The organism is Mucilaginibacter xinganensis, assembly GCF_002257585.1.
GTDB lineage: Bacteria > Bacteroidota > Bacteroidia > Sphingobacteriales > Sphingobacteriaceae > Mucilaginibacter > Mucilaginibacter xinganensis.
In genome coordinates, this window is the sequence record NZ_CP022743.1 from 807,028 (window position 1) to 831,956 (window position 24,929).

Below are 24,929 nucleotides of genomic sequence, written 5' to 3' on the forward strand. Positions count from 1 at the left end.
GGTATTTGATATTTATAATATATGACTAGATTTAGAGGCAAAATACTTAAACCATGATTATAAATTTACGCACAATTTTATTTTTTATACTTATTTCAGCAAATAGTATTTGTTTGGCAGGGAACAATATTTTTGTCCCGAATACTTTTGACTTAAATATTAAGCGGTTTCCTGCTGGTGGTAGCACTCCAACAAAAATATCACCGTCGACGAACTATAAAACTTCTGGCTATAATGCAGATCGTCGCAGTTCGGTTGTGGTTAATACGAATGATGGGCAATATCCTCCGCCGCAGCTAAGCTACAAAGGCCCCCAGGTTTACCATATAAATGAGACTATACAACCACTGGTGCCCACAAGCAGTAATGTGGGGCCCGCCGGAAGCATTGCCATTACGGTCGCTGCCTCGGGTATAAACAGCCCCCGGAATGTGACGATCGACACAGCTGGCAACGTGTACTTTTCACAGCTTGCTGATAATGTTGTAAAAAAAATACCTGCCGGCGGCGGCACCCCAATTACTATAGGAACGGGATTCAACGGACCTGTTGGAGTAGCTGTAGATAAACAGGGGAACGTTTACGTTGCGGATAACGGGAACAATGTTGTTAAAAAAATTGCAGCTGCTGGCGGTGTAATTACTACTATAGCGTCAGGATTTAATCAGCCATATGGCTTAGCTATCGATGCTACCGGTAACTTGTTTGTAACAAACCTTGGTAATGGCTTACTTGAAAAAATACCTGCAGGCGGCGGAACAGTAAAAAATGTTGGGCCGGCCTTTAATCACCCAACCGGCGTTGCCCTGGATGCAAAGGGAAATATATATGTAAGCGACAACATCACCAATCTGATACAGAAAATCCCTGTAGGCAGCAATACTGCTATTACACTGGCCAGCAATGTTAATGACCCCTACGGAGTGGCAGTTGACGGCGGCGGCAATGTATATTATGCAGAGTTATACAGCGCAAGTATAAAGGAAATCCCTGTATCGGGAGGGGCGATAATCAGTATTGGATCTGGTTTAAATTACCCGCAAGGCATAGCCATCGACACAAAAAACAATCTTTATATACCTGATTTTTATAACACATCTATTAAAGAGTTTACGCCAACAGGTGGCTTCTCTATATCCCCTGCGCTGCCGGTAGGGCTGAACTTCAATACCAGTACCGGAACCATCAGCGGCACTCCGATTGCTTCGAGTCCGGCAACTGATTACACAGTTACGGCTTATAACAATGACGGTCTTAACTCAACTAATATTAATATCAAGGTGCTAAAAGTTATAACTCTTGCCAACCTTACAATAAACAGCGGCACCTTATCGCCGGTCTTTTTACCGTCAACAGCCGCTTATACCGCGCATGTGCCAAATGCGACCTCGTCAATAAAAATAACACCTACCGCCGGTGATAGTGTTTCATCCATAAAAGTTAATGGCACAGCCGTCTCATCTGGCGCAGCCTCCGCAAGCTTGCCATTAAACGTCGGCAATAACGCTATCAATATTGTTGTAACGGCGGTGGATGGAACAACTACCAAAACCTATGTGCTAACAGTAACCCGATCAGCAGCTGGCTTATCAACCAATGCCCTTTTAACAAGCATAAAGATCAGCCCCAGTACCCCACTTACAACCGTAACCGGACCCGGATATAAAAATTACTCCACAGCGGTTCCGAACGGTGAAACCAGCCTTAATCTTATTTCGGTGGCCCAGGATACTTCAGCAACCATTCAAGTAAACGGAGGAACGGTAGCTTCAGGCGCGGCAAAAACTATTCCGTTAAAAGTTGGCGCCAACGTAATTACTGTAGCGGTAACAGCACAGGATGGTGCTACCCTTAAAAATTACATCATTACCGCTACAAGGGCATCATCTTCAGTCGCTACGCTTGCTAATCTTATAACCAATGCAGGCGCGCTCAACCCGGCATTTGCAACGTTAACAACGGCTTATACCTTGCGCGTACCCAATGCCACAGCATCTATTAAGCTAACCCCGACAGCTACCGCCGGTGATGCGAGTATTATGGTTAACGGAACTGCCGTTGCATCAGGAGTTGCATCAGCAAGCATTCCATTAACTGCAGGTGATAATGTTATTAATACAGTTGTAACGGCCTCAGACGGAACCACTGTTAAAACATACACATTAACAGTAACACGATCAGCCGCGGGCTTATCAACCAATGCCCTGCTATCAAGCCTGAAGTTAAGCCCTAACACCGCGCTTACTACGGTAACCGGGCCCGGATATAAAAACTATGCCACATCGGTTCCTAACAGTGAGACCAGCCTTACCGTTACTGCAGTTCTTCAGGATGCTACGGCAACCATTAAGGTTAACGGCACAACTGTAGCTTCAGGCGCTGCATCGCCATCCATTCCGCTGGCCGCAGGCGCCAATGTTATTACCGTTGTGGTAACGGCACAGGACGGAGCTACCGTTAAAAATTATATCATTACCGCTACAAGGGCTACATCATCCATTGCTACGCTTGCTAACCTTATAACCAATGCAGGTGCGCTCAACCCGGTATTTGCAACTTTAACAACGGCTTATACTTTGCGTGTACCCAATGCAACAACATCAATTAAACTAACCCCAACAGCTACTGCCGGTGATGCTGCTATAAAAGTTAACGGAACTACAACCGCGTCAGGAGTAGCATCAGCAAGTGTTCCGTTAAGTGTTGGTGATAATGTAATTAATACCGTTGTAACGGCCTCAGACGGAACCACTGTTAAAACATACACATTAACAGTAACACGGTCAGCAGCAGGCTTATCAACCAATGCCCTGCTATCGAGCTTAAAGATAAGCCCAAGTACCGCGCTTACAACCGTAACAGGGCCCGGATATAAAAACTATACCACCTCGGTTCCCAACAGCGAAACCAGCCTTACGGTTACTTCTGTTGTTCAGGATGCTACCGCAACCATTAAGGTTAACGGCACAACTGTGGCTTCAGGTGCAGCATCGCCATCCATTCCGCTGGCCGTGGGAACCAATGTTATTACAACAACAGTAACAGCACAGGATGGTGCTACGGTTAAAAATTATATCATTACCGCTACAAGGGCAGCAGGTCCGGTGACGGGTTTGTCGCTTGCAGCGCAGGGTTCAGATAGTGTAAAGACAGCCACGGATGAAATTTTGGTACACCAGGCGATCTCCCCAAATGGCGATGGTCAAAATGATTTCCTTTTAATTGATGGATTAGCTGCTTATCCCAACAATAACCTTTCTATAGCTACGCAAAGCGGGTCGCTGGTTTATAACGCAAAGGGATACAATAATTCATCTGTAGTGTTTGACGGACATTCCAGCGTAAATGGCAGCTTACAGCCGCGGGGCACTTATTTTTACTTACTGGAATATTATAACGGCACACAATACAAACGAAAATCAGGCTTTATAATCATCAAATATTAAGAGCATATCAATTTTCTTACGTCCTTTAGAATAGCTAACCAAAATAAAACTTAGTAAACGTTCAGGGTCGGGGTGGCAGGGTCCGGCAATATTCAAAGACTTTGCTAAGGTAGCTTAATCGGCTACATGAATTTTTAAAACAGGAAAGGCCCTTTTACAGAGGGCCTTTCCTGTTAAAGTTTACTAATTTTGTCTAAATTTCGGGTATATTTAAAATTACATACCTTTATTAATCATGGCGAAACCACTCTTGTTCATGCTTTTAATTTGCTCATCGTGTTTGATCCTCAAATACCAGGCTCAGAAAATCTGGTTATTTTCTAAGACACAGTACGCTGGCAATGCTCCTGTTGACAGAGATGGTAAAGCCCTTAAAAGCTATACTGAAACCCTATCATGTTTCATGGAAGTCAGCAAAAACAAACCATCGCCGGCATGGCAAACAGCCTGGTACAAAGGCGTAAAATATTCGGTGAATGTTTTACAGGTAAACCAGGATTCGGTTATTATCGGCAGGTCAAAGAACTCAAAAAATATAGTTGTAATTAAACCCGGCATTGAAACCAAGCTGATCCAATTGGAATTTACAGAGCAGGGCAATTTCAAAGCCCCGAAAGTGGCTGGCTTTATATTGGAGGGCACTCTTGACAAAAAACAGGTTCACCTAACCTCTAACGAATCAGCAGTTGAGCTGGCCCCGGTGTTGATGCAATAAAAATCACGCTTAAGACCCCTCTTCCCGGAAAATACCTATAAACTAATTTCTTTCACTCCTGCCCGGGCCAATTGCACATTTAAAGCTTTTAAATTATTGCCGGTAATTTCATTATATTTTAAATTTAAGTTGTTGAAATAACTATCTGCCTGGTTAACAGCACCGGCGGCTTGAGTAGTAACAGGCATTTCGCTTTCCTGCAATAAATTCATTAGTCCGCCAAGGCTGCTGCGTAAGCTATTAAAATTTTCAACTTTAGTTCCCACCGTACCATTTTCAATTTTTAGCGCATCGGCATTTGTTTTTTTAAGTGCAACTGCCAACTCGCCGCTCGCGTTTGGCAATAGTTTATTAATCTGTTCATGTAAGCTGTTTAACTTTTCCATTGTTACCATTACGGTTTTTAAATGCCGGTAGCATTTATCAGAAAAATCATATTGCCTTTGTAACTGCGCCAGGGGTGTTTTTACCCGCGGGTCAATTTTAACGGTAAGTGGCTGTGTGTATGATTTTCCATCGACTGTTAATTTTATCGTATAATTTCCAGGCATTACCCATGGTGAAGTTGGCACCGGCGCTGTTTGCCCGTAAATTGCGGCAATTGGATAGCCCGGTGGTAAGTCAAGCGGCTGGGTATGCAGGTCCCATACAAACCGATGCGAACCCTTTTCAGTAGCGAGTATTTGCTGCGGCCTGATCCAGTACAAGGGGATATTTACCGGGGGCACGTCATAAGGTTTGTCATCACTTTTATAAACCCGCATTAGTTTCCCGGTTGCATCCAATATCTCGAGGCTAATTACAGCCTTTGCATTATCCTTTAAATAATAGTCAATAATTGCACCATCAGGCGGGTTTTGCCCGGCTGGTTCTTCTTGTGGTAGCGGCGTATCGGTATTCATATTCCATCGCACCCGGTAAAATTCACTGGTTTGGTATAACGTTGTCTGGCTGGCATCCTTTATTTTAGCAAGGTTTCGCAGCGCAGCTATATCATCCAATATCCAAAAAGACCGCCCATGGGTTGCTACAACCAGGTCGTTGCCTTTTATTACGAGGTCGCGAATAGAGGTGGCAGGCATATTAAACCTTAAAGGCTGCCAGTATTCGCCATCGTTAAACGAAACATAAACCATTCTTTCTGTGCCAGCAAATAACAAACCTTTACATATTGGGTCTTCCCGTACAGCGTTAACCGGATCGGGAGGCAAACCGGTAACAATCTTTTTCCAGGTTTTACCGCCGTCGTGTGTTTTATAGATGTAAGGGTTCATGTCATCCAGCCTGATCTTGTTAATAGCCGCATAAGCGGTCTGATTATCAAAATGTCCTGCGTCAATTAACGAAACCTTGTTCCATGATGTAACTTCGGGTGGGGTAATGTTTTTCCAGGTTTTACCACCATCATTAGTAAGCTGTATAAGGCCGTCGTCGGTACCGGCCCAAATGGTGCTTATGTTTTTGTTGGACGGGGCTACGGTGTAAATTACCCCACGCTGCGGCATTTGCTTTAATTTTTCACTGGTATAGATGCCTACGCTTGCAGGAACATCCCAGGTGGTGCGGGTTAGGTCGGGGCTGATAACCTGCCATGAGTTGCCGCCGGTTAAGGTTTTAAACAATACGTTTCCGGCGAAAAACAGCGTCTTCTGATCTACAGGCGAAAAAACAACAGGCGCTGTGCGTACAAACCGGTATTTCCCCGTTCTGCTAACCTCGGGCGCTATATTTTGCACCTGCCCCGTACGCTTGTCGAACCTGGTAAGCTTGCCGCCATAAATAATATTCGGATCAAGCGGATCCGCAGCTACGTAACCATACTCTTCCGCACCTACTGTATGCCATTCCCTGAAGGTAATCTGGCCGTCGTTTCCCCTGCTGGCAATGCCTATTGAGCCGCTTTCCTGCTGCCCGCCGTACACGTTATATGGAAAAGCGTTATCGGTACTTACATGATAAAACTGTGCAGTAGGCTGGTTATACCATGAGCTCCACGTTTGGCCCCCGTTTACGGTAATTTCAGCACCCTGATCGCTTGCCAGCAAAATTATTTCGGGATGCTGGGGATTGATCCACAAACGATGGTAATCATCGCCCCCGGGAGCTCCCCTGATGGCTTTCCAGTTTTTTCCGCCATCAAGCGATTTCCAGGTAACAACATTAGCTATATAAACAATATCTTCATTTTTAGGATCAACTTTACACTCGGCGAAATCATCGCCCCGCTCCCATAACCGGATATCTGTGCTTTGCTCTTTCCATGATTCACCGCCATCATCCGAGCGGTATAAACCGCCTCCTTTTGCTGCATCAACGCAGGCATACATCCGATTTGAATTACTTGTAGCAATGCAAAAACCAATTCGCCCCAAACCATCGGTAATGGTTGGCAGGCCAGCAGTTAATTTTTTCCAAGTAGTGCCGCCATCAGTAGATTTGAACAAACCGCTTTCTGTGCCTTCCCACTCCCCGTTTTCCCATGGACCCTGTCGCCCGGCCCACATATCGGCGTAAATAATATCCGGATTATTGGGGTCGATCGTCACCTGTATAGCACCCGTATTTTCGTCTTTGTATAATACTCTTTCCCAGGTTTTACCGCCATCCGTTGTCCGGTACACCCCCCTTTCAGAATTTGGGCCATAAGGATGCCCTAAAGCCGCCACAAAAACCTTGTTCTCGTTCCTGGGATCAATGGCCAGCCCGCCAATTTGCTGCGCGTCCTTTAATCCTGTATTAACCCACGTTTTACCTGAATCGGCCGACTTATAAATGCCATCGCCTACTGAAAGGTCAGGTCTTTGGATACCTTCGCCGCTGCCCGCGTATATCACGCCGGGATTTGAGGGGGCTACGGCCACGTCGCCGATGGAGCCGGTGGGCTGCTCGTCAAACACCGGTTGCCAGGTGCGGCCAAAGTCTGTTGTTTTCCAAACACCGCCATTGTTTACTCCAATGTAAAAAACGTTAGGTTGCTGAACAACACCAGTTGCGCCTACCGTTCTTCCACCACGGTGCGGCCCAATCATGCGCCATTGCAGCATATTGAATGCCGACGGGTTTATTATTTGTGCTTTAATTTTATCGACAGAGCATAGAAAAAATAAAAGCGTGGCAGCCAGCAAAAGGCGTTTAAGGGGATTTGGAAACCTCATATGCTTATAATTTAATTGACAGGTTAGTACGATATATCTGTTTGTTTATCAACCAAATTTAATAAAAACAACCATATACCGGTACCAATTTAAAGCCGTCAAAAAAGAAAACTCAACCTGGCAAAAATGCCTGTTAAATGATTGGCAGGAGGCCATTTCCCCAATCGGTAGAAATGGCCTTACAAGCGGCATAAGCTTATCCGGGAGCCCAAACCCATTATACGGGTTTAAATATGGCTACCTGAAAAATTTAAAGGGATCAACAGCTTTATGCTCAAATTTCGTCCCATATTATAGACACCAACCCTGCCGGTGGTGTAGTTTACCGGCAGGTATTTAAAGCGGCTCATATAATCGATATACGCGGTGTTAAAAATGTTGTTGCAGATCAGATACAAGCTGCAAATAGTTTTACCTTTTGATACAATATCACCGCCTGCGCCTGCATTGAACAACACATAACCTTTAGTAGCAGAAGTACTTGCAGCGTATTCGTAAGGTGTTAACGCTGTATTTAACCCGCTGTAAATAGCATACTGGCGATACACATCGTTTTGCTGGAAACAGGTTAGCATCCCCGCTTTAAAATAAGCGTTCTTTATAAAGTTGCCTATTTTGGTAACCGGGAACTTCAAGTCGGCGGTAATTCGTGTTGGCGGAACAAATGGCAAATATTTGGTTGAGTCGGGTGCGTTAACCAAATGTCCGTACACATAACTGAATGTGGTGTTTAACTCCACCCATGATATCGACGATGGATGGATATTAAAAGCAACCTCGCCGCCGTACAGTTGCGCCGTCCCGTTAGTGTATTTATAAACAGGCGCAGCGCCTAAGCCAACTGCGTTTAACGAATTATTAATCGAATCGGCGCCCAAAGCATCTTTAAGGCCCCTTGCGTAAATAAAATTGCTGATCCGGTTATTGAATAGATCAATTTCAAAGTCTACGTCCTTCGAATTTACCCCAAACGCAATATCTTCTTCAAGACTGGTTTCGGGCTTGATGTCATGGTCGCCAATTTCATAAACTACAGTACCATCGTGTACGCCGTTTGCGGCTGCCTCGGCAACATTTGGCGCGCGCCACCCTCTTGATAAATTTGCTTTTAAAAACACATTTTTCGAAAAATTGTAGGCACCGCCAACGCTAAATGAGATCCCGTTAAAATGAGATTTAAATCCCTGGAACTCGTGAAACGCGTTTTCGGCATTCGGGGCTACCGGCGCCTGCGTAGTGGAATCAACCCAATGGTCGATCCCGTTAAATGTACGGGTATCATAGCGAATGCCGCCGCTCAGGTTAAGGTTACCGATTTTTTTATTGGCGATAGCAAAGGCGCCAATTTCAAAAAAGTTATAATTAGGGATCAGCAAAAGCGTACCCAGGCTTTGCGATGATTGATAAACCCCGTTTACACCCCCGGTATAATTAAACGTACCTTCCTGCGATGACACATAACGTACATCATAAGTAGCAGCGTTTGAACTGTAATAGATATCAGAAACATCCGGGATAGTTGGGTCGTTATTTTCCTGGCGCTGGTTTTTTTGCCACGAAAATATTCCTTTAATGCGGCCGCTGCCGGCGGCAATATTGTTATCCCATACAACTTTTGTATGCCGTATTTTTTGGTTGATAACAAAAGGGGTATAAGTGGTTTGTTCCTGGTGAGTTGGCAAAACGTAGGTAGGCTCGCCTCCGTTCAGGTCGGGGTACGAAACCGGCCTAACCATTTTGCCGCTAAGCGAATCCCGCGTTCCATCTACTATACCGGTCCGCAAATCGAAATAACTTGCATGTAGTTGTGAATATCCCCATTTACGGTGGATGCCAATAGTTGCATCTGCATTAAAATTGCTGAATTGAGAGTTCAATACATATCCGTCATACTTATTGCGGTAAGCATGTGCCATGGTATTATCTATCCGCGCACTCCAGGCAATCCCATTTTTTGTGCCCGCCAGGTGAAACATATTATTTATAAGCCCGTTGTTGGTCTGATAATTGAAAAGTACATCACCTTTTGTTTGCCCTTCCGGCAAGGCAGCTTCCGGGATCAGGTTTATTACACCAGCTATAGCGTCAGAACCATAAGCCAGCGAGCCGGGGCCTTTTAAAATTTCATAACGATTTACAGCATTGCCATCAGCCTCGATCCCAAATTCGTCAAACCATGCCTGATCCACCTGCTGCACGCCATCATTTATGGTAAGTACCCGATTATAGCCCAAACCGCGGATAACAGGTTTTGAAATGCTGGGTCCGTTTGTCATCCCCGAAACACCGGGTGTTTTGGTAATGGCATCAATTACATTGCTCGATGAATTTTGAAGCAGTTCTGAATTGCTTACTGTAGCTAATGGTATAGGTGTCTTCTGTTTGTCGGTTGCAGAACTAACTCCGGTTACCACCACCTCGTTCAGTACCGTTGCAGAAGGCGCAAGCGCGTAATCTTTCTTTACATCGCCTTTTATATCAACCGTTTCAATGTGGGTAGCATATCCTATTATTTTAACCTCTACCAGGTAAGCAGCATGGCTAATATTTTTTAGGCGATAGTTGCCAAGAGAATCGGAAATGGACGAAATATTAAGATCAGGAATACGCACCGTGGCGCCGGCCAGACCGGAATGACTTTTGCTATCTGTTATTTTTCCGCTAATGGAGCTTTGAGCCTCAGCAATTGCATGAACCATTACTAACAGATAAACAGATAAAATATATTTAAATGTAACAGGTATTTTCATTCGTAAAAATTTAGTAGAAATTACATTGATAAAATCAAATTACGACCAGGCTCACCTGCAGGAAATGAGCGTCATTGCTATTTTAAAAGTAATGAGTGTTTAGACGCGCTAAAGGGAATCAGGAAACCAAACAATCTGGTGGTGGGGCATAGATGTCCTTAAAAAGGAAATCATATAAAAAAGCGGATTCCGGGAATGGTGCACGGGCCGGGAGGTTTAAAGAAAAATATAAGTGTTGATGGTTCTTTCCCGAGGCGAAATATTTCGCCGCATATATTTTAATAGTCTTACCAACCAGTAATTTTCCCGTGGCATTACTCTTTTCAACATGGGTAAGCTTATTTACCAAAGCGTCCTCATCGGCGTCAGCACAGGTATAATACGATGTTACTCCATTAGCTTTACTTGTTTTAACAATATCATACATTTTGCCGTTGGCAAGTATTTCGTCATCATCAACCAGCTTAAACCCTTTGCTATCCGATGAAAATAAAATGAACTTTTGGCCAGCAGTTTCCAAGTCATTATCAAGGTACCGCTCCGCGTTTATTTTACAGAGCTGAATTTCTGCCCAATAAAATAACGACGCGCCGAATGAGAAATACCCAATTAATGCGATTAAAAATATGGAAAACGTTGTTTTGATAAAATTGTGATTAATGGTACAAGCAGCATTGTAAATATAACATTATGATTTTAAAATCCGCCCTAATGCAGGGAGATATTATCAATTATTATTATAGCAAATACCCGCAAAAAAAACGCAACTCTATCTGTATCGGCTGGCTAAACCACTGGATAACATTAGTCTGTGATTTTTAAACCTTTTTAATAAAGCTAATTATTTAAAATATCTTGTTTTAATAATTAATATATATGTATATATTTAAACTGAAAATCCGTAAGGTCCTATTACCACCGTTTTAACACAAACTCCTGATTTATTACGCTAATTTTTTTTGCATTTTATTAACTGAATAATAACAAACCTTCACCCCCTCATGAAAACATTTTACTTAAAAGTATTTGGCAAAACTTTATTGGTTTTGCTTTTTGGTGTGTTTATCCAAAATGCTATTGCTGCAAAACGAGAAGTTTTATTGAAAAATTTTTTGCTGACTACTGATAATTCAAGTGTTGCTGATACCCCACGGCAGGTTTCAAAAGCGAAAAAGGTAGTTGTTGAACGTGATAGAGCTAATATAAAAGATAAGGACTTTGATAAAGATAAAAAGCATCCTGAAGATGGCGTGGATGATGATATAAGCGGCCGCCAGGACCAGGAAACGGCCCGGACAAAGGACCCGTCAATTAATGTAGTGCCGACTGAAAGGTTGATACAGGCCCGAAGGATTAAGGATAGATTGGTGACACAACGTGCTAACCTTATAAAATCTGCAAATAAACCAGGCGCTATTGCTCCAATTGCTTCTATAAGCGGAATTACATGGAGTGAACGTGGCCCAAGCAATGTAGGCGGCCGTACCAGGGCCCTGATGTTTGATTTAGGCGATGCCGCGAATGGCTATAAAAAAGTATTTGCTGGTGGCGTAGGCGGTGGTTTATGGGTTACAAATGATATTACTGCATCTCCCGTATCATGGACCAAAATAAATGACTTTTTTGAGAATATTGCCATCAGTTGCATTGCGCAAAATCCTGTTAACCCACAGGTGATTTATGCAGGCACCGGCGAAGGATATTATAATGGTGATGCCATACAGGGTTTGGGGGTTTGGAAAAGCACTGACGGCGGTGCAAGCTGGACCAGGCTGACAAGTACTTCGTTTTACACCAACATAAATGCAATTGCGGTTGATAAAAACGGCAGTGTGTACCTGGCGGCTCGTGATTTTGGAATAATGAAATCAGGCGACGGCGGTTCTTCCTGGAGTACCGCAATATCAACAACCGGTGCTGCAGACGTTCAGTTGGCTGCCAATGGTGATGTGTACGCCAGTGACGGGGTTTTCAGTGCAGGGCATATTTATATTTCTGATTTTGCGGTTAATGGCGCAGCCACAGGAAATTCAGGAACATGGACCAATATCACTCCTGGCACATCGGGTACCATTACGCCTTCAACTACCAGCTGGTGGCGTATTAAGCTTGCTTGCGCGCCCGGTGACGCTAATACCGTTTACGCTTTATTTGAAGGGACTAATAGTTACAGCCTTACTTCTTTTCAGCGATACAATAAAGCTACTAATACCTGGGCGGTTAAGACCGTTCCTACAGGCAGCACATTTAACAACGGCCAGGCATGGTATTCCATCGCGGCAGCTGTTGACCCCACCAACGCCAATGTGGTTTACGCCGGCAGTTTGGATGGTGGGCGATCAATTGATGGCGGCACTACCTGGGCGGTTCAAACACAATGGTATGTTGGTGAAGTAAGCGGCTTAAATGCTGACCAATATGTGCATGCCGACCATCATGCTTATGTATATGCACCAGGTTCGGCCGGCAGGTTTTTGATGGGAACCGATGGTGGTATTTTTTATACGTCAACCGCCACTGCCGCGCATCCTTCATTTGCCGACAGGAATAACGGCTATAACGTTACCCAATTTTATTCTGTTGCAGTGCATCCTACAAATACCAATTATTTCCTTGCAGGCGCGCAGGACAATGGCACGCAGCAATACACCACTGCGGGGATAAATGCCACCGCCGAGGCTACCGGCGGTGACGGCGGGAACGCTTTTATAGATCAGACGAATGGTAACATACAGCTAACCTCATATGTTTATAACAACTTTTGGGTGTCAACTGATAATGGGGTAAATTTCATCCAGCATTTTTTAGGAAATACGGGTGGTTTTATAAATCCGTCAGACTATGATTCCAATTCAAAAAATCTGTATTCGGGCGATGCATCAGGAAGTTACTTCCGGTGGAACAATATTACAGCAGGCACCAGTACTTCGGATGTAGCCGTTACTGCTTTTAGCGGTGCAAATGTAACATCGGTTACCGTTGCCCCAAAAACACTTAACAGGGTATATTTCGGGCTGGATAACGGCAAAGTGGCCGTAGTTGATAATGCAAATACCGGAACAAGTATTGCTGGCACTGTTTTGTCGCCAAGCGGATACGGCACAGGTTCAGTTTCGTGTGTTGCTGTTGACCCTTCTTCAGAAGATCATCTTTTGGTATCCTACTTCAATTATGGATACCCAAGTGTTTACGAAACAAAAAATGCCACTGCGGTTACACCAGTTTGGACATTGGTAGAGGGGAACCTGCCTGATATGCCCGTTCGATGGGCGATGTTTTATCCCGGAGACTCGACGAGGGCTATCATAGCTACCGAACTGGGGGTATGGACAACGGATAAACTTAACAGCAGCTCTACGGTTTGGTCGCCCACAAACTCCGGGCTGGCAAACGTTGAAGTTGACATGTTAAAATTCCGTGCCTCCGACCGCACGTTAGCTGCAGCAACCCATGGGCGTGGTTTATTTACCACCACGCTGCCTGTTATATCAAATGCCGCAACCGACGCCACGCTTTCAAACCTGGCGCTTAATCACGGCACCTTATCACCGGTATTTGCTTCTTCAACTTCCAGCTATACGGCAAGTGTGCCCAATGCAACAACATCAATTAGTATAACACCAACGGCTAATGCACCCGGCGCAACAATAAAAGTAAATAACACAGCCGTTGCCTCTGGTACCGCATCAGCAAACCTGACGCTGGCTGTTGGCCCAAACACAATTAATACGGTTGTAACGTCGGCCGATGGAACGGTTAACAAAACTTACGCGGTGATCGTAACCCGACTGTCAAACAATGCCCTTTTAACAAGCCTTAAGATAACCCCAAGTACCGCTCTAGCTACCGTAACCGGGCCCGGATATAAAAATTATACCACAACCGTTCCGAACAGCGAAACCAGCCTTACCGTTACTTCAGTGGTTCAGGATGCTACGGCAACCATTAAAGTAAACGGAACAACGGTAGCCTCGGGCATAGCATCACCAGCAGTTCCGCTTACAGTGGGAGCTAACGTAATTACTGTAGCGGTAACAGCACAGGATGGTACCACCGTTAAAAATTACATCATTACCGCCACAAGAAAATCGGCTTCGTCAATCGCTACGCTTGCCAACCTTACCACCAATGCAGGCGCGCTTAACCCGGCATTTGCAACATTAACCACCGCGTACACTTTGCGCGTACCCAATGCAACAGCATCTATTAAGCTAACGCCAACAGCTACCGCCAACGACGCGACTATAACGGTTAACGGAACGGTAGTTGCATCAGGAGTCGCATCACCAAGTATTCCGTTAAATGCAGGTGATAATATGATCAATACGGTGGTAACAGCGGCAGATGGCACTACCGTTAAAACATACACATTAACAGTAACACGATCAGCCGCGGGCTTATCAACCAATGCCCTTTTATCGAGCTTAAAGATAACCCCAAGTACTGCTCTTACTACGGTAACCGGGCCCGGATATAAAAACTATGCCACATCGGTTCCTAACAGTGAGACCAGCCTTACCGTTACTGCAGTTCTTCAGGATGCTACGGCAACCATTAAGGTTAACGGCACAACTGTAGCTTCAGGCGCTGCATCGCCATCCATTCCGCTGGCCGCAGGCGCCAATGTTATTACCGTTGTGGTAACGGCACAGGACGGAGCTACCGTTAAAAATTATATCATTACCGCTACAAGGGCTACATCATCCATTGCTACGCTTGCTAACCTTATAACCAATGCAGGTGCGCTCAACCCGGTATTTGCAACTTTAACAACGGCTTATACTTTGCGTGTACCCAATGCAACAACATCAATTAAACTAACCCCAACAGCTACTGCCGGTGATGCTGCTATAAAAGTTAACGGAACTACAACCGCGTCAGGAGTAGCATCAGCAAGTGTTCCGTTAAGTGTTGGTGATAATGTAATTAATACCGTTGTAACGGCCTCAGACGGAACCACTGTTAAAACATACACATTAACAGTAACACGGTCAGCAGCAGGCTTATCAACCAATGCCCTGCTATCGAGCTTAAAGATAAGCCCAAGTACCGCGCTTACAACCGTAACAGGGCCCGGATATAAAAACTATACCACCTCGGTTCCCAACAGCGAAACCAGCCTTACGGTTACTTCTGTTGTTCAGGATGCTACCGCAACCATTAAGGTTAACGGCACAACTGTGGCTTCAGGTGCAGCATCGCCATCCATTCCGCTGGCCGTGGGAACCAATGTTATTACAACAACAGTAACAGCACAGGATGGTGCTACGGTTAAAAATTATATCATTACCGCTACAAGGGCAGCAGGTCCGGTGGCGGGTTTGTCGCTTGCAGCGCAGGGTTCAGATAGTGTAAAGACAGCCACGGATGAAATTTTGGTACACCAGGCGATCTCCCCAAATGGCGATGGCCAAAATGATTTCCTTTTAATTGACGGATTAGCTGCGTACCCTAATAATAGCCTTTCTATAGCTACACAAAGCGGAGCGCTGGTTTATAACGCGAAAGGGTACAATAATTCATCTGTAGTGTTTGATGGACATTCCAGCTTAAATGGCAGGCTGCAACCGCGGGGCACTTATTTTTACTTGCTGGAATATTATAACGGCACACAATACAAACGAAAATCAGGCTTTATAATCATCAAATACTGATAATGTATTAAGTATACCTGAACTTTAATTACCGCTGCACTAAAAGTTGATGCCAAACAGGACACCGGCTTTTAGTGTAGTTTTACACGAAAGCAAAAATGGATGAATGTAAGCATTGAAAATAATACAGACCAATAATATTCAACCCGTTAGTAAGGTAGTGTAACCCACAACATGAATTCTTAAAACGAGAAAGGCCCTTTACTAAGGGCCTTTCTCGTTTTAAAGTTTATCAAGTTTTATATTAGTTTTTGGTAGCTAAATCCCACCATAAACGAGTGCCGCCGTTGTCGGGGCCGTTAAGTAAACTTAATGCTTTAGTAACTTCATCTTTATTATCCCTGTATTCGTTTGCAGAGAATGGCAACCTTCGGATAAAGCCGGTAGTGCTGATGGTGCCCTGGCTGTTGTTAACCACAACAGGCATTAAAACAGGGTAGTTGGTTCTCCTGAACTCAGCCCATGCTTCTTCACCGTCAGGCCATAAGCCTAACCATTTCTGGGTAATTATACGTTCCAGTTTGTGCTGGTAAGTATCCGCTTCATCCCATTTAACAGTTATCTTACTTAAATAAGGGGAACCTGCAGGAACGTTGTTGGTAGCGCTGGATAAGTCAACATAAGGCGCTTCAGTGCTTTTAGCATCATTTAAATAGGTACTTGATGATACAGCACTTTGATCAAATGAGGTATTGATACCCTGCTCATAAAGGCTTTGCGCTGTACCGCCGGCATTCCAGCCACGTAAAGCAGCTTCAGCCTTCAGGAAATATATTTCTGATGCGGCCATAAAGCGGATAGGAGAAGTGTTGGTAAGATTAAAGTTGCTCGCATCGGCATACTGGCTGGTTGAGCTGATTGGCACACCATTACGGATACCACGGTACTCACCATTTTTGTTTACCAGGAAGTAAGCAGGAAGCCTTGGGTCATTGAAGCCTTTAAGGTAACATTCCATTGGCGCTCCAAGGTTGATATCTGTATATTCATAATCAACAGACCAAAGCGGGTTGGTAAACGTTACGCCATTTGCTGCCTTTACATAGGCGTTATCAGCATTGGTAGTGATTAATCCACCTGCATCGTTCATGGCAGCTTCTGCCTGAGTTTTTGCGGTGGTAGGATCAACCATTGAAATACGCATAGCTAAACGCAATTTTAATGAGTTGGCAAATTTTATCCACTTTGTATAATCGCCACCATAAATTAAATCGTATGCGGCCATTGGCGTAGCACCAGGGTGAGCAGCAACGTAAGTTTTTAAAGATGCGATAGCAATATCAAGTTCTTTAAAGAATTCGTTATAAACCGCCTGCTGGCTGTCATACGGAGTTGAAAGGCCACCTTTACCAAATTGAACATAAGGTATAGGACCGTAGATGTCAGTAAGACGGTGCATCCCTTCAACTTTTAAAATGTAAGCTACGGCTAAAAAGTCAGGAGCTGCTGTAGCTGCTTTTTTGTAAACTGATTGCCAGTTACTCATTATCGACGGATAGGCCAAATCAAACGCTGCAGTGTTCCAGCCGCTAACCAAACCATAATTGGTATTATTTACGCCGCCATTAAAAGGATCGCCAGACATCATGAAGCCTGAGTAAATATCCGCGTTAAGGTTCTGCTGTACCTGGAAGTTGTAGTTGGTTGAGTTAACAACACCTAACTGCATCGGGATCAAAAATGAACCGTAACCTTCACCATCAATTTTCAACAGTGAGTCGGTAGCATTGTACTTGTTCGTGTTGTATTTTTCGAAGTTTTTTGTACACGATGACTGGGTGAGTGTAAAGCCTAACCCAAGCAGGGCTAAAGCGACACCGAATTTTTTATTTAAATATTTTGTTTTCATTTCAATATCATTTATGAATCTAACAATTAAAACTGGGCGCTAACTTTAAAGCCTACGCTTCTGATGGTTGGAAGGTTGAACACGTCAAGTCCCTGTAAGCCGTTTGCTGTAGATAGGTTAGCATCCGGATCGAACGGTGCATTGTTCTTGATCATCCAAAGGTTTCTTGCAACTACAGAAATTCCAATGTTTTTAACTTTGTTATTTAACAGGCTTCCTGGTAAAGTGTAACCAAATACCAGCTCGCGTAAACGGATGTTAGTTGCACTGTAAGTATATAGGTCAGCAGTAGGGTTTCTGCCACCAATTGTCTGATAGTAAGTTTTAGCGTCAACTTTTTTACCGTTAACAACAACACCACCAGCATCTCTGGCTGCACCCGAAGCCGCTGAAACGCCATACTGATCAAGGATTGCCTGTGTACCGGAAACAACCTGTCCGCCGAATTTTCCGTCAATAAGGAAACTTAACCTGAAGCTTTTATAAGCAAATTCGTTTTGCAAACCTGCAGTAAAATTAGGGTTTACGTTACCGATTTTGGTATATTCTGATGATTTGATAGGGACGCCGTTTGCATCAACAATGTAATTACCGCTGGCATCTTTTTCAGCAGCCAACGCGTACATATCGCCATAAGCGCCACCTTTTTGTACCCTTAAGTTATACACATCGCCTGAAAGGTTTACATAATCAAGGCTGGTCAGTTTGCCTGTTGCAGGGTCATTGTATTCCAATACGTCAAGAACTTTGCTCCTGTTTAATGAGAAGTTAAAGCTTGGTTTCCAGGTAAAGTCCCCGAATTTAGCGTTGTATCCTAAAGTTAACTCTAAACCTTTGTTCTCTAAATCACCACCGTTAAAGTAGTAGGTGCTGAAACCGGTAGTAGGGCTAACTGTGATAGGGTATATTTGGTTTTTAGTAAATGATTTGTAAGCGTTAAAGATAAATGTCAGTTTGTCGTTAAAGAAACGCAGGTCAGTTCCTAACTCATAAGAGCGGGTTTTCTCAGGTTTCAGGGTTAACAACGCTTTAGCGCCAATAGAATTCACAGCACCGTTTGATACCGCGTAGCTTGGGTTGGTAGCATATTGAATTGCACCGGCACCGTTACCAACATTGGTAAGGTTACCACGGATCTTAGCAAAGCTGATGAAATCAGGAAGTTTAGCAGCCTGGCTTAATACCAGGTTTAAACCAACTGAAGGATAGAAAAAGTCTTGCTTGCTTGTAAACGCTAACGTTGAATCCCAGTCATTTCTGCCGGTTACATCTAAAAACAGGTAATCGTTATAGCCTAAGGTAGCTGTACCAAATGCAGATTGAATCTGTTGCCTGTCAGCGTACTGAGTTGGGTGTACCCTTGTGTAATCAATATTAGATATTGAGAAAACATTAGCAATATTCAACAGGTTACCACTGGTATTTGAACCCTGGGTTTGTGAGTTTTGAAAGCTGCCGCCAATATTTGCAGTAAGGCTAAATTTGCCGAACTTTTTATTCAAGTTGGCAATCAAATCCGCATAAGTTTGGTTGATGCTGCTTGGATTGTAAGTATAAGCGCCTTTAGGGCCTACAAGTACTGTGCTTGAGGTTGCAAATTCTTGTGCCTCAAAAATATCTTCAGTTCTGTCAACTTTTAACCGGCCGGCAATATTTAACCAGCTGGTGATATCATATTTTAAGCTAACGGTACCTAATATACGGTTCAGGCGATCCTGATTAGTGTTACGGTTGATGATCCAATATGGGTTTTGCGTAGCAATGTCGTTGATAGCATACGGCCAGTTTTGGCTGTATAATACGCGGGTAGGATCATAAACTGCATAGTTGTTTTTGTATTGGTTAAAGTCTACTCCACGTGGGAACAAGTATAAGGAAACAAGCGGGTTGTAATAGTAGCCCTGGTTTGGCCTGTTATTAACCGTTTGAGACACATAGTTAGCCGATACATCAAGCGTCAGTTTATCATTAAAAAACTTACTGGTGTTCCTTGCTGTAAAATTGTATTTGTCTAACTTATTGCTTGGGATAATACCAGTTGAATTGGTGCTTTCGAAAGAAAAATAGCTTTGATTTTTTTCCGTTCCGGTTTGTAGTGAAAGCGCGTTAATAAACGTTTTACCAGTGTTAAAAAATGCCTTAGGATCAGCAGAATTATTTGGAGTAACTTTTGCTCCCCAGCTTTGTGGAGAGAAAGTAACCGGCTGACCGCCTTCTTCTGTTGTTTCACCGTAGGTGTTTTGAAGTTTTGGAATTTCAAAAGGGCTTTCAAAAGTTGTGTTTGATGAGAAACTAATCAGGGGTTTACCTGCTTTGCCTTTTTTAGTAGTAATTAGGATAACACCGTTTGAACCTTGGCTACCATATAGTGCTGCCGAAGAAGAACCTGGTAATACGCTGATGCTTTCAACATCATCGGGATTAAGGTTTTCGATACCGTCACCACGGTCCATGCCACCAAATACGCCGCCAATCTGACCGCTTAAGTTACGTGGCATTGGGATACCGTCAATTACGTATAAAGCGTTGTTATCGCCATTGATTGATTTGTTACCACGTAAAACAACCTTAGTTGAACCGCCTACGCCAGATGAACTTTTGGTGATCTGTGCGCCTGCAATTTTACCAGAGAGGCTGTTTACAAGGCTGGCATCAGGAACGTCAGTAACCTGGTTTCCTTTGATGGTCTGCACGCCGTATGATAGGGTTTTTGACTCCCTTGAAATACCTAACGCAGTTACTACTACTTCTGATAATTGTTTGGAGTCAGATTGCATGGTTACTGTAATACTGGCATCACTCCCTACAGTAATTTCTTGTTTCACATAGCCTAAATAGGTAAACACCAATACGTCGCCAGGGTTTGCATTTAAAGTAAATGCGCCGTTAACGTCGGTTTGAGTGCCCGTTGTAGTACCTTTAATAGATACAGATACGCCTACAAGCGTTTCGCCGGTAGCGTCTTTTACAATCCCTTTTACAGGAGCCTGGGCATGCCTGGCAACTGGTGATAATCCTTTAGTTTTTAAAGGGCTTGCAAAACTATTGGCACAGCAGGTGGCTAGTAACGCCGCTGATAACCAACAGAATTTTAGTGGTAAATTAATCTTCATAAATCTTGATTTTAGGTATTTAAGTATGGGTTGAGAAATAATTGCTAAACTTATAAAAAAAGCCAAAGAAAAGCACACACTTTTTAAATAATTTTAAAAAGTACACTAAGATTATATTTCTATTGATTTTATCGGAAGTTTTATTAATGATAGATTAAATCGATAATTTATGTATTGCTTAATTGTTATTTAATAACTAAGCAATAAGTTGCCTTCCGGTAAAACAACTGTCTGTTTATGTAAATATCGCTAAATTCTGCTCGGGTTAAAAAAATATGACAGAAATAACTGCGTGGTTATTGCATGATGGTTAGAATGTAAAGGAATAAGGCAATTTACAGCCACCGGGCATTTAAAAGCGTAATAACCCGATAAAGAAAGCGTAAAGGCTTACCAAATAATCAGTAAGCCTTTTATAATTAATAATAGCCTGTAACTCTTAATCCCTGTCGCGGCTCAGTTTAGAAAAAACCAGTGGGTTTTCATGCAACTCAAGCGTTTCGCGGCGGTGTTTTACTATGTGTATGGCTGTAAACAGCGCTTCGCGGAATGAGATCTCTGATGCCAGGTTTTTTCCGGCAATGTCATAAGCGGTACCATGATCGGGCGAAGTGCGCACAAAATTCAAACCGGCAGTAAAATTCACACCGGATTCAAATGCAATTTGTTTAAACGGGATCAGTCCCTGGTCGTGGTACATGGCAAGCACGGCGTCAAATTGCAGGTAGGTGCCGTTAGCAAAAAAACCATCGGCTGAATAAGGGCCGAAAGCCATAATATTATTATTCCTGGCTTCTTCAATCGCCGGGATAATTACTTTTTGTTCTTCATCGCCAATAAGGCCGTTGTCGCTGGCGTGTGGATTCAGGCCTAAAACAGCGATTTTAGGTTTGCGGATCCAGAAATCGTTCCGCAGGCTGGCGTCCATCAACTTAAGTTTTGACAAGATCTTGCCGGTAGTAATGCTTTCTGAAACTTTAGAAATAGGAATATGACCCGTTACCACACCAACCCTTAAAGTATCGCTCACCAAAAACATTAACGATTCAGCGGCGCCGTCTTTATCCTGTAGATACTCGGTGTGTCCGGGAAAGTTAAACTGTTCGCTCTGGATACTGTCTTTATTAATAGGTGCGGTAACCAGCGCGTCAATTTGCCCGTTTATAAGATCGCTAGTTGCCCGCTCTAACGATAGGAAACCATACTTCCCAATATCGTTATTGGCAACGCCGGGTTCAATTTTTACGTCTTCTTCCCAGCAGTTGATCATATTGGGCTTTCTTTGATCTTTTTTGTATTCGTCCGGATTATTGATCACAAAAAAATTAAGGTCCTCTATTTGTGTAGTGCGGCGGTAAAACGATGCCACTTTGGTATGCCCGTAAACTATAGGTACGCAATAATCATAAATACGGCTATCGGCCAGGGTTTTTATAATTATTTCCAACCCAATGCCATTTACGTCGCCTATGCTGATCCCTATTTTGATTTTCTCGCTCATTTTTAAGTATGATTACACTGATTAGCTGATGATTCCACAGAATTCGGATCAACATAGTTCCTCAGTTTATTGGTTTAGCTTTCCGCTTTTTGTCTTAAACTTTCAGCTTTAACCATGCAAATAAAAAGATTAGTTTCTTATTAAAGAACAAATATGCCTTAATTTGCTCAAATATTTGATTAATAATGACATTGGTAAGAGCAAAAAAACATTTAGGTCAGCATTTTCTTACTGATAAAAATATCGCTGCTAAAATAGTTGACAGCCTTCGCCCCGGGAGCGTTTATAACCAAGTACTTGAGGTTGGCCCCGGCATGGGCATCCTTTCTGATTTTTTATTGGAAAAACCTAAACTGGAAGTTTCGCTAATTGATATCGACACAGAATCGTATGAATACCTGCAAAAAAAATATCCGGCGTTAGGCAAAAAGCTCATTAATGCCGACTTTTTGGAGATGGATTTTGGTGCATACTTTAACGGTCCGTTGGGCATTATCGGCAACTTTCCTTACAATATATCATCGCAAATATTATTTAAGGTACTCGATAACAGGCAGCAGGTAGTTGAGGTGGTTGGCATGTTTCAAAAAGAAGTAGCGGAACGCTGTAATTCCAAACCGGGCAGTAAGGAATATGGTATATTGAGCGTGTTTTTGCAGGCTTATTATAAAGTTGAATATTTATTTACGGTGAAAGCAGGGGTATTTAATCCGCCGCCCAAGGTGTTATCAGCAGTAATCAGGCTAACCCGTAATCAAACAGCACAGCTTGACTGCGATGAAAAGCTATTTTGGCAGGTGGTGAAAGCAGGTTTTAACCAGCGCCGTAAAACCTTACGAAATGCGCTGTCATCCTTAATTAACAAAGAAAAAATGACCGAAGAGCCCCTGCTCGACCTGCGGGCGGAGCGCTTGAGCGTGGATGATTTTGTGAAGCTTACCAACATGATAATTGCCAACAGGTAACAGCCGCTCATTGCTGACGGTTCATGGCATGCTGGTTGATCAATCTATTTAATTTAATCCCCTGCATTTGCGGCTATGAACCATCAACTATAATCAAGTGAATTAAAAAAAATCAATCTACTTTGATAATAACCGGCTCGCTTTGCTGGCTTTTTACTGATGCCGCCATTCGCTTTATAAAAAGATAATTGGTGGTGCCCCCGATAACTGCCCCAACTACCGGCACTAACCTTTCGGCAGTTCGGGTTCCTAGAATCATCAGCAATTTCTCAGCTACTCCTTCCATCATCGTTTTGGTTAGGGTAACCCCCGCCTCTACTTTAAGTGATGTTGCGATAAACGACATAAATTCTTCAAAGCCTACCTGGCAGCTGCCCCGGCTATGATACATTATGGCCATGGTAACCCTGAACTGCTGCGTTAATAAGTTAACAAAATCAAGCGGAATACCTACTGCCATAGTGAGTACACCGCCCGTACCCGAAATAACTCCAGAGCCGGCTGCAAGAAATGCACATTGTTCTATAAATTTATCCACCCCCATTTTATCCACCCCCTTTTTTATATGAAGTTGATCTATATGGTCAAAAATTTGCTTAAAGCCTTCCTGCGAAAGCCTGCCGGCCTGTATCTTCATACTGGCGCCAAATTTTTTTAATTTCATCTTTTATTTGCCAGGGATATGCCCCGGTCAGTTAACAACATACTATAAGCGTGCCAGTTTTAGAAAACGCACAAAATGTCATCTTTTGTTAATAAATAGCTGTAATAATGTTAATTAAACCCAGCATTTTATAATTTTACACCTTTATCAAAATTATCAGCCACTTGAAAAATAATATTCTTATTGTTGACGATATCCACCCCATTTTTATTGGAATGGCTGCTGCCAAGGGTTACCAATGCGATTACAGACCTGATATTAGGCCTGACGAAGCCCTGCATTTATTGGGAGAATACGCCGGTTTGGTGATCCGTTCAAAGTTTTTGTTGAACCGGCAATACCTTGACGCTGGTAAAAACCTTCGCTTTATTTGCCGGGCGGGTGCGGGTATGGACAATATTGATGAAGCCTATGCCGCTGAAAAGGGGATAACGTTAATTAATGCCCCCGAGGGCAATATGGATGCAGTTGGCGAACATGCAGTTGGCCTGCTGCTGGCGCTGATGAATAATTTTAACGTGGCCGATGAACAGGTTAGGACCGGGAGCTGGCTCCGGGAAGCAAACCGCGGCTACGAGCTTAAAGGCCGTACTGTTGGCATAATAGGCTACGGTTTTATGGGTAAAAGCTTTGCAAAAAAACTGTCGGGCTTTGAGGTAAGTGTTATTGCTTATGACAAGTACAAAACGGGATTTAGCGATAAATATGCCCGCGAGGTAAGTATGGAAGAGATTGTAAAACATAGTGATGTTTTAAGCCTGCATGTTCCGCTAACTTCAGAAACCGAACGCCTGGTTAGCGAAGAGTATTTATTTCATTTCAAAAAACCCATCTTCTTCATAAACACTTCGCGCGGTAAAACGGCACAGGTAAGGGCTGTGCTAAATGCCATAAAACAAGGTAAAATTTTAGGTGCAGGCCTTGACGTACTTGAGGTTGAAAAATTCCCGGCGCTGGTGGAGCAGGAATGGTTTGATGAGCTGAAGCAATCGGGCAAAGTAATATTAACCCCCCATGTAGCCGGGTGGACTTTTGAGTCGTACCGGAAAATAAGCGAGGTGATGGGGAACAAGCTGCCTGTTAGTTTATAGCCGAAAGCGTCAGGGAGCAGGAAATA

The 24,929-nt window shown here is 43.4% G+C and carries 12 protein-coding genes; 5 read left to right on the top strand and 7 right to left on the bottom strand.

All coding sequences use genetic code 11. The annotated features are described in order from the left end of the window. The first annotated feature begins 53 nt into the window (after positions 1-53). Complete coding sequence (locus tag MuYL_RS03580; RefSeq protein ID WP_094569222.1) at positions 54-3,446, top strand: cadherin-like beta sandwich domain-containing protein; 3,393 nt, start codon at positions 54-56, stop codon at positions 3,444-3,446. Positions 3,447-3,681: 235 nt separating this feature from the next. Further along, positions 3,682-4,161, top strand: coding sequence for a hypothetical protein (locus MuYL_RS03585; protein ID WP_157740578.1), 480 nt, complete (start codon positions 3,682-3,684; stop codon positions 4,159-4,161). Positions 4,162-4,196: 35 nt separating this feature from the next. Here MuYL_RS03585 and MuYL_RS03590 read toward each other — a convergent pair whose 3' ends face one another. The 3 genes from MuYL_RS03590 to MuYL_RS03600 form a co-directional block, all read right to left on the bottom strand. Next, positions 4,197-7,316, bottom strand: a complete 3,120-nt coding sequence (locus tag MuYL_RS03590; protein WP_094569224.1) for a WD40/YVTN/BNR-like repeat-containing protein — start codon at positions 7,314-7,316, stop codon at positions 4,197-4,199. Between the two features lie 227 nt (positions 7,317-7,543). Beyond that, positions 7,544-10,066 carry a TonB-dependent receptor gene (locus MuYL_RS03595; protein WP_094569225.1) on the bottom strand — a complete coding sequence of 841 codons (2,523 nt, stop codon included), beginning with the start codon at positions 10,064-10,066 and terminating at the stop codon, positions 7,544-7,546. Positions 10,067-10,184: 118 nt separating this feature from the next. Next, the gene (locus MuYL_RS03600; protein WP_094569226.1) at positions 10,185-10,586 is read right to left on the bottom strand and encodes a hypothetical protein; all 402 of its coding nucleotides are present in this window, start codon (positions 10,584-10,586) and stop codon (positions 10,185-10,187) included. Between the two features lie 481 nt (positions 10,587-11,067). On the opposite strand from MuYL_RS03600, the gene MuYL_RS03605 reads away from it, so the two are divergent. Further along, positions 11,068-15,720 (top strand): cadherin-like beta sandwich domain-containing protein, encoded by a 4,653-nt coding sequence (locus tag MuYL_RS03605; protein WP_094569227.1) that lies wholly within the window; start codon positions 11,068-11,070, stop codon positions 15,718-15,720. A 244-nt stretch (positions 15,721-15,964) separates the two neighbouring features. Here the strand turns inward: MuYL_RS03605 and MuYL_RS03610 are convergent, their stop codons facing one another. The 3 genes from MuYL_RS03610 to pdxA form a co-directional block, all read right to left on the bottom strand. Then, complete coding sequence (locus tag MuYL_RS03610) at positions 15,965-17,569, bottom strand: RagB/SusD family nutrient uptake outer membrane protein (RefSeq protein WP_094569228.1); 1,605 nt, start codon at positions 17,567-17,569, stop codon at positions 15,965-15,967. 26 nt (positions 17,570-17,595) lie between these two features. After that, positions 17,596-20,682, bottom strand: coding sequence for a SusC/RagA family TonB-linked outer membrane protein (locus MuYL_RS03615; protein WP_157740580.1), 3,087 nt, complete (start codon positions 20,680-20,682; stop codon positions 17,596-17,598). A 439-nt stretch (positions 20,683-21,121) separates the two neighbouring features. Further along, a complete protein-coding gene (pdxA, locus tag MuYL_RS03620; RefSeq protein ID WP_094569230.1) occupies positions 21,122-22,183 on the bottom strand; it encodes a 4-hydroxythreonine-4-phosphate dehydrogenase PdxA in 1,062 nt (353 codons plus the stop codon). Between the two features lie 185 nt (positions 22,184-22,368). Between pdxA and rsmA the strand changes: the two genes are divergently transcribed. Continuing rightward, the gene (gene rsmA / locus MuYL_RS03625; protein ID WP_094569231.1) at positions 22,369-23,148 is read left to right on the top strand and encodes a 16S rRNA (adenine(1518)-N(6)/adenine(1519)-N(6))-dimethyltransferase RsmA; all 780 of its coding nucleotides are present in this window, start codon (positions 22,369-22,371) and stop codon (positions 23,146-23,148) included. A 112-nt stretch (positions 23,149-23,260) separates the two neighbouring features. Here the strand turns inward: rsmA and MuYL_RS03630 are convergent, their stop codons facing one another. After that, the gene (locus MuYL_RS03630; RefSeq protein WP_094569232.1) at positions 23,261-23,812 is read right to left on the bottom strand and encodes a hypothetical protein; all 552 of its coding nucleotides are present in this window, start codon (positions 23,810-23,812) and stop codon (positions 23,261-23,263) included. A 164-nt stretch (positions 23,813-23,976) separates the two neighbouring features. Between MuYL_RS03630 and MuYL_RS03635 the strand changes: the two genes are divergently transcribed. Further along, entirely contained in the window at positions 23,977-24,903 is a 927-nt protein-coding gene (locus MuYL_RS03635; RefSeq protein ID WP_094569233.1) for an NAD(P)-dependent oxidoreductase, read from the top strand. Positions 24,904-24,929 lie beyond the last annotated feature (26 nt).